Genomic DNA, 13663 nt, shown 5'->3' on the forward strand with positions numbered 1-13663 from the left:
TTACATTCCGAACCCGGAAGCTAAGCCTCACAGCGCCGATGGTACTGCAGGGGGGACCCTGTGGGAGAGTAGGACACCGCCGGACTTCTTTTCAGTGAAATGGCCACCCAAAGCTGGGTGGCCATTTCCATGTGCGGACTGTTTCGCAGTCCGAGAGAAAGGCCCCGCCATCGGCGGGGCCTTTCTGCGTTAACGGACGTCACGCGTCGTTGTGTGTCACACGGCTTCGAGTTCGCCGCGCACGATCGCGGTGCCTGCCGACAGAGCGCTCAGCTTGTCGAACGCTATGCTCCGCGGCAAAGGTGCCATGCCGCAGTTCGAGCTCGGGATGAGCTTGTCGGGCGCCACGAATTCGAGAGCTCTCCGAAGGGTACCGGCTACCTCCTCCGGGGTCTCGACTCGCTCGGTGGCGACGTCGATCGCGCCGAGCATGACTTTCTTGCCGCGGAGGAGTTCGACGAGGTCCATCGGTACGTGGGAGTTGTGGCTCTCCAGCGACACGGTGTCGATGACGGATCGCTGCAGGAGCGGGAACGACTCCTCGTACTGGCGCCACTCCGACCCCAGGGTGGCCTTCCACGCGGTGTTCGCGGCGATCCCATAGCCGTAGCAGATGTGCACGACGGTCTCCGCACGGAGTCCTTGGGCCGCCCTCTCGAGTGTCGCGACGCCCCAGTCGCGCATGTCGTCGAAGAAGACATTGAATGCGGGTTCGTCGAACTGGATGATGTCGACTCCCGCCGCCTCGAGTTCCCTCGCCTCCTCGTTGAGGATCGTCGCGAACTCCCAGGCCAGCTTCTCTCGGCTTCGGTAGTGGCGGTCGTACAGCGTGTCGATCATCGTCATCGGCCCGGGGAGCGCCCACTTGATCGGCTGATCGGTCTGCGTCCTCAGGAATGCCGCGTCGCGCACGAACACGGGCTCGCGGCGGCTGACGGCGCCGACGACGGTCGGTACGCTCGCGTCGTATCGATCACGGATCCGCACCGTCTCGCGCTGCTCGAAATCGACCCCGCTCAGGTGCTCGATGAATGTCGTGACGAAGTGCTGGCGGGTCTGCTCCCCGTCGCTGATGATGTCGAGGCCGCGGCGATGCTGTTCGTGCACCGCGATCCGCAAGGCGTCGTGCGTGCCCTCGCGCAGCGCCTCACCCTGCAGCGCCCACGGAGACCAGAGGGTCTCCGGCTGCGCGAGCCACGCGGGTTTCGGCAGACTGCCCACGATCGAGGTGGGAAGGAGCGTGTGCATGATCGAGGATCCTCCGTCGCTCATCGGGCCGGTACCGCGTCGCCGGCGGCCCACTGGTCAAGCACGTGTCCGTACGGCCTCATGAAATGCTCCTCCGCGTAGGTGCCCTGCGTGATCGCCAGCTGACTGCGCTCCACCCGGTCGTAGGCGATCTGCGTCCGCGAGAAGTCCTGGTGCTCCAGGCTCGGTCGATAGATGCGGCCGGCGAACGAGTTCGAGTTGTAGATCTCGGGCCGGTAGATCTTCTGGAACGTCTCCATCGTGCTGATCGTGCCGATCAGCTGCAGGTCGGAGTAGTCGCTCAACAGATCGCCACGGAAGTAGAAGGCCAGCGGCGCGACGCTGCCGCGAGGCATGAAGTATCGGACCTGCAGTCCCATCTTGGCGAAGTACTGGTCCGTCATCGAGAACTCGTCCTGCTCGTACTCGACGCCGAGCACTGCGTGCCGGTTCTCGGTGCGGCGATACGTCTTGCTCGTCGAGACGCTGATGCAGATCACGGGCGACATCGGGAATCGTTCCCGGTACGCCTCCGACTGGAGGAAGCGTCGGAACAGCTTGCCGTGCAGATCTCCGAAGTCGTCGGGCACGGTGGCGCCGGTCTCGGTAGCGCGGGATCGGGGCAGGAGCACGCTGAAGTCGTAGTCGCGGATGTACGACGAGAAGTTGTTCCCCACGATTCCCTGGTGGCGTTCGCCGGTCCGGAGGTCGACGATCCGGATGTCAAGCACCTCGAGCAGCGGGAAGTCCTGGTCGCCGCTGCCGTCGCCGAACCGCAGGTACACCGAGACGATCTCGAGCTCGACGGTGTATCGATCCTGCGTCGGGTTGTCCGAGCGTGCGAGATCGTTGAAGCGTCGGTCGATCATGTTCAGCGCGTTGCGGAGGTTCTGCTGACGATGCTCGCCCCGTGCGAGATTCGCGAAGTTGGTCGTCGCGCGCGAGCTGTGCGACGGGGCGTAGTCGTCGTCGAAGCTCGTGGTGGTGATGCGGAATGCGAGTGCGTTCGCCATGACTGGCCAATCCGGTAACGGGAGGCCGGCCTGGCCTCGCGGACGTCGATGCCCCCATCGTGCGATGACACCGGAGCCATCGGGTAACTCGCTCGATCTATGGTTGCCTATAGGCTTGATCTATGGCTCGAAGAGGAAGCGGCATCACGCTGCAGCACCTCCAGGCGTTCGTCGAGGTGGCCGCCGAGGGGTCGATCACAGCGGCCGCCGACCTGCTCTACGTCGCCCAGCCGACCATGTCCGCCGCGATGAAGGATCTCGAGTCACGGGTGGGTCGCCCCCTGCTCGCGCGGTCCGCCCGCGGTGTCACGCTCACGGCCGACGGCACGGAGTTCCTCGGCTACGCGAAACAGGTCGTCGAGCAGGTCGCGCTCCTGGAGCAGCATTACCTGGGTCGTCCGCCGTCGCGACGTCTGCTCGGTGTGTCGACGCAGCACTACTCCTTCGCGGTCGACGCGTTCGTCAGGATGGTCCGAGCGACAGGAGTGGCCGAATACGAGTTCTCGCTGCGCGAGACCCGCACCTGGGACATCATCGAGGACGTCAGAACGCTCCGCAGTGAGCTCGGCATCCTCTATCGGAACGACTTCAACCGGAATGTCCTCGACAAACTGCTGCGGGACTCTGGTCTCGTCTTCCACCCGCTCTTCGTCGCGGAGCCGCACATCTTCATCTCACGGAGGAATCCGCTCGCCTCCCGAAGCCGCGCGACGCTCGACGACCTCGCCGACCTGCCGCGGCTCACGTTCGACCAGGGGGCGAACAACTCGTTCTACTTCGCCGAAGAGATCCTCTCGACGCTGTCGAGCAAGCAGGAGATCCGGGTGTCCGATCGTGCGACGATCTTCAACCTGATGATCGGTCTCGACGGCTACACGATCTCGACGGGCATCATCAGCGACGACCTCGACCCCGAGATCGTCGCCGTCCCCCTCGACGTCGACGAACGCATCGAGATCGGCTGGATCGGCCATTCCGCGATCCCCCTCACCGAGCAGGCGCAGCGGTATCTCGCCGAGGTGCGGGCCGTGGTCACCGGCTTCGGCGTGGCGGTGCTCGGGTAGCGGCGACGGCGAGCAGACGCGCGGGCGTCGGGAAGCGCGCGTCGTCCACCGACGCGACGAGCCGCACGCGCGGAACGTGGTCGGCGGGCGTCAGGCGGGTCGCTCGCGCGTTACGGCATCTGGCGTCGTGAGTCGTCGTGTGTCACGCAACGTTGGCGCGTGCCGGCGCGCGCGGCGAGGGTGAATCCTGCGGACAGTCGCACGGAGGAAGGACGCGTTCATGACCGATCAGGTGCATCTGGCCATCGCCCTCGAACGGGCGGGCTGGCATCCCGCCGCGTGGCGCGAGTCCACCGCGCGTCCGCACGAACTGCTGTCGCCGCGCTACTGGGCGGAGCTGCTGCGGACGGTGGACGACGCCGGCATCGCGCTGGCGACGATCGAGGACGCCCTGTCGCTTCCCGACAGGTTCGACGCATCCGAGCCCCTCCGGCGCGACCGCGTCCGCGGGCGCCTGGACGCATCGCTGATCGCGTCGTTCGTCGCGCCGCTCACGCGCCGCATCGGTCTCGTGCCGACGGTCACGACGTCGCACACCGAGCCCTTCCACGTCGCGACCGCCCTGCAGACGCTCGACTTCGCGAGCCGGGGGCGTGCGGGTGTGCGACTGGTCGCCGGTGCGTCGTCGGCCGAGCGAGCCAATTTCGGCCGCCGTTCGTCGGGTGTCGACACCCTGCCGCCATCGGGCCGCGTCGAGGACTCCCCGGAGCTGCTCGCCGCGTTCCGGGAGGCCGGCGAGTTCGCCGACGTGCTCTCGCGCCTCTGGGATTCCTGGCAAGACGACGCGATCATCCGCGACGTCTCGTCCGGCCGTTTCCTCGACGCCGATCGCGTGCACGCCATCGAGTACGAGGGGGAGTTCTTCTCGGTCACCGGTGCCTCGATCGTGCCCCGTTCGCCGCAGGGGCGACCCCTGATCACGGTGCTCGCACACCAGAGCGTCCCCTACCGCCTCGCCGCGGAACGCGCCGACCTCGTCTACATCACGCCGCACGACGAACGCGGACTCGCTGCCATCCGCGCGGAGCTCCAGGCTGCATCGGACGAGCTCCGCGGCCCGGGGGAGCGCCTGCGTGTCTATGCCGACCTGCTCGTGCTGATCGAGGAGACGTCCTCCGCGGCCCGCGACGCCGCCGCGAGGCTGGACGATCGGGCAGGCGAGCCTCTCGCCTCCGACGCACGCATCGTCGTCGGATCCGCGGCCGACGTCGCCGAGGCCGTGCGCGAGCTCGCCGCTGCGGGGGTCGACGGAGTGCGGTTGCGCCCGGCCCGCCAGCCCGCCGACGTCGCGGCGATCGCCGAGCAGGTGGTGCCGCTCCTCCGATCCACCCAGACCCTCCGCGAGGACGACGGCGCCGGAACACTCCGGGCCCGCCTCGGTCTCGCCCGACCGGAGAGCCGTTACGTCCGAGAGAAGGTCGCGCTGTGAGCAGCCCCGTACGTCAGATCCACCTCGCCGCGCACTTCCCCGGCGTCAACAGCACGACCGTGTGGACCGATCCGACCGCCGGCAGCCAGGTCGACTTCGCGTCGTTCGAGCACTTCTCCCGCACCGCCGAACGCGGGTTGTTCGACTACGTCTTCCTCGCGGAAGGTCTGCGGCTGCGCGAACACAAGGGCCGCGTTCACGAGCTCGATGTGCTCGGACGACCGCACACGCTGTCGATCCTCGCCGCGATCGCGGCGATCACCGAGCACGTCGGCCTCGTCGGCACGCTCAACACGACTTTCAACGAACCGTACGAACTCGCTCGCGCCCTCGCGACCCTCGACCACCTCTCGGGAGGCAGGGCCGGGTGGAACGCGGTGACGAGCTCGGACGCGTTCCACGGCGCGAACTTCCGCCGCGGCGGATACCTCGACCACGCCGACCGGTACGAGCGCGCGAGGGAGTTCGCCTCACTCGCGAAGGAGCTGTGGGACTCGTGGCCCGACGACGGCGTACGGGCGGATGCGTCGGGCGGCGTCTTCCTCGACGACGGGGTTCCCTCGCGGGTGCGTCACCGCGGGGCGCAGTTCGACGTCGACGCCGTGTTCGACGTGCCGCGTTCGCCCCAGGGCCGCCCGGTCATCGTGCAGGCGGGCGACTCCGCCGACGGGCGCGGCTTCGGTGCCGAGCACGCGGAGGTGATCTTCTCGCTGCACACGAGGTTCGATGACGCCCGCGCGTTCTACGACGATGTCAAAGGGCAGCTGGGTGCGTGGGGACGCGACGAGGAGTCGCTCAAGATCCTGCCGGCGGCGACCTTCGCCATCGGCGACACCGCGGAGGAGGCGCGCGAGAGGTCGCGGGAGATCGCGCTCTCACAGGTACGCCCGGAGACCGCGCTCACGTACGTCGAGCAGGTCTGGGGGAGCGACCTGTCGGGCTACGATCCCGACGGACCGCTCCCCGACATCGATCCCGACACCGGGGCCGAGACGGCGAAAGGCTGGGCCAACCGGCACGCGTCGGCGCGGAAGCGCGTCGCGGCGCTGCGCGAGCTGTCCGAGAGCGAGGGCCTCAGCATCCGCGAGACCGTCATCCGTCTCACGGCCAACCACACCTTCGTGGGCACGCCCGACCGCATCGCGGCGGAGATCGACCGGTACGTGCAGGAGCGCGCCACCGACGGCTTCACGCTCGTCGGGCACCTCACCCCGCACGGGCTCGACGAGTTCGCCGATCGCGTCGTGCCCCTGCTGCAGGAGCGGGGTTCGTACCGCGAGTCGTACCCCGAGGGCGCGACGCTCCGAGACCTCCTGGGTCTCCCGGCAGCCCGTCGGGTGCCCGCGTTCGCGACGCCGTGACCGGCCGCGCGCGCCTGCTGATCGTGGGGGCCGGTCCTCGAGCGGCGATGCTGCTCGAGCGCCTTCTGGCACGTGCGGATGCGCATACGCGGCTCGACATCGACCTCGTAGACCCCCACCCGCCGGGTGCCGGCCGCATCTGGCGCCACACCCAGTCGCCGCTCCTGAAGCTCAATTCGATGACGCGTGACGTCACGGTGTTCACCGACGACACCTCGACCATCGAGGGACCGGTGCGCCCGGGACCGTCGTTGAGCCAATGGATCGAGCAGTGGCGCGAGGGCGCACTCCCCGACGTCGAGCTCGACGAGCTGTCGGCGGCCGAGGCCCGGTCGCTCAGCTCCGACGGGTTCCCGTCGCGGCGACTGCACAGCCACTACCTCGACTGGTTCTTCCGGCAGACCGTCGCGAGCGCCCCCGGCGGCGTCACCGTACGTCTGCATGTGGGTGCCGTCCGCAGCGTGCGGTCGACCAGCGGCGGGCGGTACGCGGCCTCGATCTCGAACGGTGCAGAGGTGGAGGCGGATGCTGTCGCCTACTGTCTCGGCCACACCGAGCGCGATCTCGACGCGGGCTCCGCGTCGTTGGTCGAGGCGGCCGCGAACTTCGGGCTCGCCTACGTACCGCCGGCCTTCACCGCGGACGCCGATCTGTCGGACGTGCCGGAGGGCGAGGACGTGATCGTCCGCGGCATGGGGCTGGCCGCGATCGACCTCGTCGTACTCCTCACCCAAGGACGCGGCGGTCGATTCGACCGGGCCCCCGACGGGACGCTGCGATACGTCGCGTCGGGGCGCGAACCGAGACTGCACCTGGGCTCGCGCCGCGGCGTGCCGTACCGCTCGAAGGCCACCTCGACGATCCAGGGCGAGCCGCCGCGACGAGACGTGCTGACTGCCGAGGTGATCGCGGAGCTCGCCTCGTCCGACGTCCCGCTCGACTTCGAGCGCGACGCCTGGCCCCTCATCGCCTCGGAACTGCTGCACGGGCATTATCGCGAGCTGTTCACCGGGCATCCCGATCGCGTCACGACGACGTGGGCGGACTTCCGACCCGTGCTGGCCGCGCACCGTTGGGACGATCCGGAGCTGCGCACACGGATCGAGTCGGTCGTACCCGACCCGCTCGACCGGTTCGATGTCGCCCTTTTCGACCGGCCGTTCGCCCACGCACGCTTCGTCGACGCGGACGACGTGCAGCGCAGGGTCCGTGCGCACATCGTCGAGGATCTGCGGCTGCGCACCGAGCAGCGGCACAGCCCGTCGCAGGCCCTCTTCATCGCCGCGCTCCTGTCGTTCATGGCACTCGCGGAGATTCCCAAGGACCGATGGAACGCCCGCTCGCGCGCCCACGCACTGCCGGTGCGCTGGCACACCTTCTTCAGCTACCTCGCGAGCGGTCCGCCGCCGCACCGTCTCGAGGAGCTGCTCGCGCTCGCCGAGGCCGGGATCGTGGCCTTCCTCGGACCGGACGTCGCCGTCACCGTCGACGACGGCGGCTTCGCCGCATCCAGTCCTCAGGTTCCGGGCAGGACCACGGCGAGGGTCATGATCGACGCGTGGCTGCCCGCCGCCGACGCCACACTCAGCACCGACGGGGCGCTGCGCGAGCTCGCGACGGTGCACGGCAGCGAGCTGCGCGTCGCGGACTCCGACTACCAGGGCTCGCTCGGACGCGTGCGCGTGACCGAGGACGGTCGAGTCTTGAGAGCCGATGACACGGCGCACGACGCACTGTTCGCGATCGGACCGTTCACGTCGCTCCCCGAAGCGGGGGCCTTCACCCGCCCCGCGTCGGATTCGCTGTCTTTGCGGCAGACCGACCGGGTCGCCGGGGCGCTCTCCGCGCGACTGGGGGTCGCGAGCGTCTGACCGGGAACGACGGATGCTACGCGCGCGCCGCCTGTGAGTCGACGGGGGTCCGCACGCCCGCGAAGGTCGTGGTGCGGCGCAGCGCGAAGCCGAGGCGCTCGTAGGTCGCGATGGCGTTCACGTTCGTGGCGGCGGCGTGCATGAGCGCGCGGTCGCCGCGCTCGCGGATATGGAAGGCCACGTCGAGGACGAGGCGCGAGGCGAGCCCGCGCCGACGGAAGTCCGGATCGGTCGAGACGGCACTGATCTCGGTCCACCCGGTGGGGTGCAGGCGTTCGCCGGCCATCGCGACGAGGCGCCCCTCCCGTCGGATGCCGACGTAGCGGCCGAGCTCGTACGTGCGAGGGCGGAAGGGGCCGGGCTGGTTGCGCTCCACGATCGCGAGCATCTCGGCGACGTCGGCGGCGCCGAGCTCGACGGCCTCGTCGTCGGGGCGGGGGTCGAGCGCCGGCGTCTCGACGAGCTGCACCCCTGCGCCGCGCCACAGGACGTCCCACCCCGGCGGAAGATCGGGGTCGGCGCCCGAGAACCCGACCTCGCCGCCGGGACCGACGAGGTCGATGAGGGCGTCCCACACATCGGGGTCGTCCCACGAGCGCACGGCCAGGAAGGGCGCGACGTCGTCGGGATACTTGCGCACCAGATCGTTGCCGATGGCGAAATGCGCGTGCGGGCCGGTGAGGGCGTGCCAGGCCGGATTGTCGAGAACCGTCGCCTCGGCGTGAGGTGATGCGTCGTCGGGGGCTCGGGGAGGAAGTGCCACGCCCCCAGCATCCGCGCCTGCCCCCCGCCTGGCAAACCGGCGTCGTCATCGCGGGCAACGAGGCGACGGATCCGCGCCCGCCGTTACGGCCCGTGAAGCGGAGTGACGGGCTGTGACGCCCGCAACCGGTTCATCGTGACCGTCGACGCCCGCGATCGCCGCGGCGTGGCACACTCTCTCCGGTGAGCTCGAATCCTCTGACCGGCGGCGGCGTCCCTCCCGTGCGCGGCTCCGTGTCGTTCGAGGTCGTCCCCTGGGCCGACCCGCGTGCGGTCGCGTTGCGCGCATCGATGGACGACGAGATCGCACCGCGCTACGCGGGACGGCTCGATCACGTCGACCCCGTCGAGGCGGAGCGGATGTCTCGCGCGCTCGCCGTCGACCCCGACACGATCGCGGCGACCGTGCTCGTGCTCGCGGACGGGCGTGCGGTCGGTCATGCGGCGCTCCGCGATCTGGGCGACGACTTCGCCGGATCGCTGGAGGTCAAGCGCGTCTACGTCGTGCCCGATGCGCGGGGGACGGGGATCAGCCGGCGACTCATGGCAGAACTCGAACGGCTCGCGGCGGTCGCCGGCGCGCACCGGCTCATCCTGCAGACGGGCGATCGGCAGCCCGAGGCCGTCGCGCTCTACGAGCGGATCGGCTACTCCCGCATCCCGATCTACCCGCCCTACCTGCCCATCTCGTTCTCGCAGTGCTTCGAGAAGACGATCGGACGATGAGGCTCGATGCGCAGGTCGTCATCGTCGGCGGCGGCGTGATGGGATCAGCCACCGCCTGGCAGCTCGCCCGCCGCGGCGTGGACGTGCTGCTGGTCGAACGGTTCCGCATCGGCCACGCGCACGGCGCCTCGCACGGGACGTCACGGAACTTCAACATCGCCGCGTACACCGACCCGACCTCGCTCGCCTGGCTGCATGAGGCGGCGCGCGACTGGCGCGAGCTCGAGCGCGCCAGCGGCGCGACCATCCTCACCCGCACGGGCATCGTCAATCACGGCACGGGGCGCGAGGCGGACGTGGCGGCGGCGATCACCGCCGGCGGCTTCGCCGCCGAACTCCTCGACCCGCCCGCAGCAGCCGCTCGCTGGCCGGGGCTGCGATTCACGGGTGCGGTGCTCCACACGCCCGAGGCGGGTCGGCTCCACGCCGACCGCGCCGTGGGCGCGTTCATCGCCGCGGCGAGGGCCCTGGGCGCGCGCGTGGTCGACGAGACACGGGTCGTGGGCGGATCGATCGAGGACGACCGAGCGACGCTGCTCGTGCAGGACGCCTCCGGCGACGAGACCGAGATCGCGGCCCGGCGGGTCGTCGTGACCGCCGGTGCCTGGACGACGAGCGTGCTCCACACGCTCGGTGCCGTCTTCGCTCTGCCGCCGCTGAGGGTGACGCAGGAGCAACCGGCGACGTTCGCTGCGCTGTCACCGCCGGACGGCTGGCCCGGCTTCAACCACGCCCCCACCGTCGACCATCCCGATACCGCGTGGTTTCCGAGCGGCGTGTACGGCATGGGCGTCCCCGGTGAAGGGGTCAAGTTCGGCTGGCACGGCGTAGGCCCCGAGGTGCACCCCGACCGTCGGTCGTATCTCCCCGATCCGGAGCTGGCGGCGCTTCTGCGCCGCTACGCGCGCGAGTGGGTGCCCGGTGTCGACCCCGACCGGGCCGTCGACATCTCGTGCACCTACACGTCGACGCCCGATTCCGCGTTCGTGTTCGACCGGATCGGACCGGTCAGTCTCGGCGCGGGCTTCTCGGGTCACGGCTTCAAGTTCGCCCCCACGGTGGGGCGGATGCTGGCCGACCTCGCCACGCGCGACTCCTGAGACGGGTCCCGGGGGACGAGAAGGGCGGGGCGACGCCGTAGCGCCGCCCCGCCGCATCCGCCTCAGGACTTCGGGAGTCCTGCCGGATTCACGTCGGACTCCTCGACCGCCTCGCTGTCGAGACCCCAGAACTCCAGCAGATCGGTGTAGGTGCCGTCCTCGATGATCGTGTTGAGCACGATGCTCACGGCGTCGATGAGGCCGTTGCCCTTCGCCGTGGCCGCGGCGATCGACGCCGTCTGCGGCCAGCCGCCGGGCACGATGCCCACGAGCTTCGTGTCACCGGTCTCGCGCGCCGCCCAGGCCGACGTCGCATTCGGGCCGAAGTTCGCGTCGGCGCGTCCCGACTGGATCGCCAGCGTCGCGGCCGCCGTGTCGTCGAAGTACTGCAGTTCGGCCGGCGGCTCGCCCGAGGCCTCCAGCTCCTCGTTCCAGGCCAGGAGCACCTGCTCCTGATTCGTGCCCGAGCCGACGATGATCTTCAGACCCGAGATGTCAGCGGCCTCGGTGATGGAGTCGATCGCACTGTCGGCCTTCACGTAGAAGCCGAGGAGGTCCTGCCGGTAGCTCGCGAAGTCGTAGAGCTCCTTGCGCTCCTCGGTGACCGTCACGTTCGCTGCGATGAGGTCGTACTTGCCCGACTGGATGCCCAGCGGCCAGTCGGCCCACGCGACGACCTGCGGGTTGTACTCGAGACCCAGACCCTCGGCGATGAGCGAGCCGATGTTCGGCTCGGTGCCCGCGACCTCGGTCGGGGCGGAGGTGCCGTCGGGCTGGTAGCTCAGCGGTGGTGTGAAGGCCCCGACGGCGACGGTGAGCTTCCCCGCTTCGATGGGTTCGAACCCGCTCGCCTCGAGCGCTTCGACGGCCTCGGGGACGGGGCCGTCGAGGTGGAACCACTCGATCTCGTCGGTGGTGGTGTTAGCCGCCTCCGCGATCGCCCCGTCGGCGGGCGCCGCCGCTTCCGCGGTGCCGCCGTTCAGGTTGACCGCGGCGATGACGCCGCCCACGATCGCCGCCACGACGACGACACCCGCTCCGAGGGCGATGCCTTGCTTCGTGCTGATGGCCATGCTGTGTCTCTCTTTCACTGATGGATGCCGGAACCCGCGCGACGCGTCAGGCCAGGACTTTGGCGAGGAACTCCCGCGTACGCGGGTGCTCCGGGTCGACGAGCACCCGGCTCGGCGGGCCTTCCTCGAGGATTCGGCCGGCGTCGATGAAGACGATCCGATCGGCGACCTCCCGGGCGAACCCGATCTCGTGCGTGACGATGACGAGGGTCGTGCCGCTCTGCGCCAGGGCGCGGATGACGTCGAGCACCTCGCCGACGAGCTCGGGGTCGAGCGCGCTCGTGGGCTCGTCGAAGAGCAGCACCTTCGGGTCCAGCGCGAGGGCACGGGCGATGGCGACGCGTTGCTGCTGGCCCCCGGACAACTGCCTCGGGAAGTGGTCGGCCTTGTCGCTCAAGCCCACGCGGCCCAGCAGCCGCTCTGCGAGGTTCCGCGCCCCGGCTCTCGTGGTGCGCCCGAGGGCCAACGGCGCCTCGACGATGTTCTCGAGCGCGGTCAGGTGCGGGAAGAGGTTGAAGTTCTGGAACACGATGCCGACCTGGGTGCGACGGCGCAGGATGTCCTTCTCGCGGAGCTCGTGGAGCCTGCCGCCGCGCAGTTCGTAGCCGATGAGCTGCCCGTCGACCGTGACCGATCCGCGGTCGACGCTCTCGAGGTGGTTGATCGTGCGCAGCAGGGTGGACTTGCCCGAGCCACTCGGACCGAGGATCGCCACGACCTCGCCGGGCGCGATCGTCAGGTCGATGCCGGCGAGCACCTCGACGCCCCCGTAGCTCTTGTGCACGTTGTGGATCTCGACGAGCCCCGTGGTGGGGGCGGGTGCGGCGATGCTCATCGTGTCTCCTCGGTGGCGTCGATGCCGGCACCCGGGCGGGGCGGCGGGCTCGGGGCTGCGGGAGGCTTCGCCGAGGGGGCGGGCGAGTCCCCGAGACGCGCCCACTGCGCGGCGATCCAGCGTCGGACGCGCTGGAAGGGCGTCGGCGGCAGCGTGCGCACCGATCCCCGGGCGTAGTGCCGCTCGATGTAGTACTGCGCGACGCTGAGGATCGTCGTGATGATCGTGTACCAGACGACGGCGACGAGCAGGAGCGGGATGACGCGGCTGTTGCGCATGTAGATCACCTGGACGGCGTAGAAGAGCTCGGGGATCGCGATGACGAACACCACCGAGGCGCCCTTGACCAGGCCGATCACCTCGTTCGTCGCGTTCGGCACGATCGAACGCATCGCCTGCGGCAGGATGATGCGGCGCAGCCGTTTGCCGGCGGGGATGCCGAGGGCCGCAGCTGCTTCGAGCTGGCCCTGATCGACGGAGAGGATGCCGCCTCGGACGATCTCGGCGGAGTAGGCGGCCTGGTGGAGGCTGAGTCCGAGGATCGCCGCGGCGAAGGCGCTGATCAGCTGAACGGTCGGGAACTCCACGATCCAGAAGTCGGTGGTGAAGGGTGTGCCGAGGCCCAGCGTCGGGTAGAGGTACCCCAGGTTGTACCAGACGACCAGCTGCACCACGAGGGGCACCGAGCGGAAGAACCAGATGTACAGCCACGCGGCCGACTGCAGCAGCGGCGACTTCGACAACCGGCCGAGGGCGAGCACCGTGCCCAGGACGAAGCCGATGGACGCGGAGATCGCCGTCAGCGAGAGCGTGTAGCCCACGCCGATGAGCACCGGCTCGGTGAAGAAGTATCCGGCGAAGACCTCCCACTCGTAGTTCGGGTTCGTGATCAACGACCAGACGAACTGCGCGACGGCGAAGGCGATGATCGCGCTGAGGGTCCACCGGAACCAGTGGCGGGTGTGGATCACGCGGACCGTGCCGAGGTCGACGCGGTCGCGGTCGAGCACCGGGGCGTCGTCGGCGGCGCCGCGGTCATCGCCGCGGGCGTTCTCACGCAGGCGATCGTGTGCTGTCGTGCTCATGGCGTCCTCATTCGTGTCGGCGCGGCTTCGGGGCCGAGTTTTCGATCACGGTAGGCGGGCGTCGACAGCGCGTGAGGCGGGCCGGATCACATCCCG

At 69.6% G+C, this 13663-nt stretch carries 12 protein-coding genes and 1 rRNA gene; 7 read left to right on the top strand and 6 right to left on the bottom strand.

What is annotated here, in order from left to right; all coding sequences use genetic code 11:
- A 5S ribosomal RNA gene (rrf, locus tag FVP77_RS00005) occupies nucleotides 1–85 on the top strand; the annotation flags it as partial.
- Nucleotides 86–216: 131 nt separating this feature from the next.
- On the opposite strand, the gene FVP77_RS00010 is transcribed toward rrf, so the two are convergent.
- Nucleotides 217–1248, bottom strand: coding sequence for a methionine synthase (locus tag FVP77_RS00010; RefSeq protein ID WP_147892676.1), 1032 nt, complete (start codon nucleotides 1246–1248; stop codon nucleotides 217–219).
- A gap of 20 nt (nucleotides 1249–1268) precedes the next feature.
- Nucleotides 1269–2261, bottom strand: a complete 993-nt coding sequence (locus FVP77_RS00015; protein ID WP_147892677.1) for a putative oxygenase MesX — start codon at nucleotides 2259–2261, stop codon at nucleotides 1269–1271.
- Nucleotides 2262–2383: 122 nt separating this feature from the next.
- Between FVP77_RS00015 and FVP77_RS00020 the strand changes: the two genes are divergently transcribed.
- From FVP77_RS00020 to FVP77_RS00035, 4 genes are all read left to right on the top strand, one after another.
- A complete protein-coding gene (locus FVP77_RS00020) occupies nucleotides 2384–3325 on the top strand; it encodes a LysR family transcriptional regulator (RefSeq protein WP_147892678.1) in 942 nt (313 codons plus the stop codon).
- Between the two features lie 220 nt (nucleotides 3326–3545).
- On the top strand, nucleotides 3546–4754 hold the full coding sequence (locus FVP77_RS00025; RefSeq protein ID WP_147892679.1) for an LLM class flavin-dependent oxidoreductase: 1209 nt from the start codon (nucleotides 3546–3548) through the stop codon (nucleotides 4752–4754).
- A complete protein-coding gene (locus FVP77_RS00030; protein ID WP_147892680.1) occupies nucleotides 4751–6115 on the top strand; it encodes an NtaA/DmoA family FMN-dependent monooxygenase in 1365 nt (454 codons plus the stop codon). Before FVP77_RS00025 ends, FVP77_RS00030 begins: the two co-directional genes overlap by 4 nt.
- Entirely contained in the window at nucleotides 6112–7986 is a 1875-nt protein-coding gene (locus FVP77_RS00035) for an FAD/NAD(P)-binding protein (protein WP_147892681.1), read from the top strand. Before FVP77_RS00030 ends, FVP77_RS00035 begins: the two co-directional genes overlap by 4 nt.
- A 16-nt stretch (nucleotides 7987–8002) precedes the next feature.
- Here the strand turns inward: FVP77_RS00035 and FVP77_RS00040 are convergent, their stop codons facing one another.
- Entirely contained in the window at nucleotides 8003–8749 is a 747-nt protein-coding gene (locus FVP77_RS00040; protein ID WP_147892682.1) for a GNAT family N-acetyltransferase, read from the bottom strand.
- Between the two features lie 182 nt (nucleotides 8750–8931).
- Here FVP77_RS00040 and FVP77_RS00045 point away from each other — a divergent pair, with 182 nt between their 5' ends.
- Both FVP77_RS00045 and FVP77_RS00050 read left to right on the top strand, forming a co-directional pair.
- On the top strand, nucleotides 8932–9474 hold the full coding sequence (locus FVP77_RS00045; RefSeq protein WP_246133909.1) for a GNAT family N-acetyltransferase: 543 nt from the start codon (nucleotides 8932–8934) through the stop codon (nucleotides 9472–9474).
- A complete protein-coding gene (locus FVP77_RS00050; RefSeq protein WP_147892683.1) occupies nucleotides 9471–10574 on the top strand; it encodes an FAD-dependent oxidoreductase in 1104 nt (367 codons plus the stop codon). Before FVP77_RS00045 ends, FVP77_RS00050 begins: the two co-directional genes overlap by 4 nt.
- A 62-nt stretch (nucleotides 10575–10636) precedes the next feature.
- Here FVP77_RS00050 and FVP77_RS00055 read toward each other — a convergent pair whose 3' ends face one another.
- The 3 genes from FVP77_RS00055 to FVP77_RS00065 are packed head-to-tail and all read right to left on the bottom strand — an operon-like array spanning nucleotide 10637 to nucleotide 13567.
- Nucleotides 10637–11647, bottom strand: a complete 1011-nt coding sequence (locus FVP77_RS00055) for an ABC transporter substrate-binding protein (RefSeq protein ID WP_147892684.1) — start codon at nucleotides 11645–11647, stop codon at nucleotides 10637–10639.
- Nucleotides 11648–11693: 46 nt separating this feature from the next.
- A complete protein-coding gene (locus tag FVP77_RS00060; protein ID WP_147892685.1) occupies nucleotides 11694–12482 on the bottom strand; it encodes an amino acid ABC transporter ATP-binding protein in 789 nt (262 codons plus the stop codon).
- The gene (locus tag FVP77_RS00065; RefSeq protein WP_147892686.1) at nucleotides 12479–13567 is read right to left on the bottom strand and encodes an amino acid ABC transporter permease; all 1089 of its coding nucleotides are present in this window, start codon (nucleotides 13565–13567) and stop codon (nucleotides 12479–12481) included. The genes FVP77_RS00060 and FVP77_RS00065 overlap by 4 nt, the downstream gene beginning before the upstream one ends.
- Between the last annotated feature and the right edge of the window lie 96 nt (nucleotides 13568–13663).

The organism is Microbacterium hatanonis, from assembly GCF_008017415.1.
GTDB lineage: Bacteria > Actinomycetota > Actinomycetes > Actinomycetales > Microbacteriaceae > Microbacterium > Microbacterium hatanonis.

Excerpts from the sequence above, each read along its gene's own strand:
- FVP77_RS00010 (WP_147892676.1), bottom strand. The coding sequence starts at position 1,248 with ATGCACACGCTCCTTCCCACCTCGATCGTGGGCAGTCTGCCGAAACCC.
- FVP77_RS00020 (WP_147892678.1), top strand. The coding sequence starts at position 2,384 with ATGGCTCGAAGAGGAAGCGGCATCACGCTGCAGCACCTCCAGGCGTTC.
- FVP77_RS00060 (WP_147892685.1), bottom strand. The coding sequence starts at position 12,482 with ATGAGCATCGCCGCACCCGCCCCCACCACGGGGCTCGTCGAGATCCAC.
- FVP77_RS00055 (WP_147892684.1), bottom strand. The coding sequence starts at position 11,647 with ATGGCCATCAGCACGAAGCAAGGCATCGCCCTCGGAGCGGGTGTCGTC.
- FVP77_RS00065 (WP_147892686.1), bottom strand. The coding sequence starts at position 13,567 with ATGAGCACGACAGCACACGATCGCCTGCGTGAGAACGCCCGCGGCGAT.
- FVP77_RS00015 (WP_147892677.1), bottom strand. The coding sequence starts at position 2,261 with ATGGCGAACGCACTCGCATTCCGCATCACCACCACGAGCTTCGACGAC.
- FVP77_RS00050 (WP_147892683.1), top strand. The coding sequence starts at position 9,471 with ATGAGGCTCGATGCGCAGGTCGTCATCGTCGGCGGCGGCGTGATGGGA.
- FVP77_RS00025 (WP_147892679.1), top strand. The coding sequence starts at position 3,546 with ATGACCGATCAGGTGCATCTGGCCATCGCCCTCGAACGGGCGGGCTGG.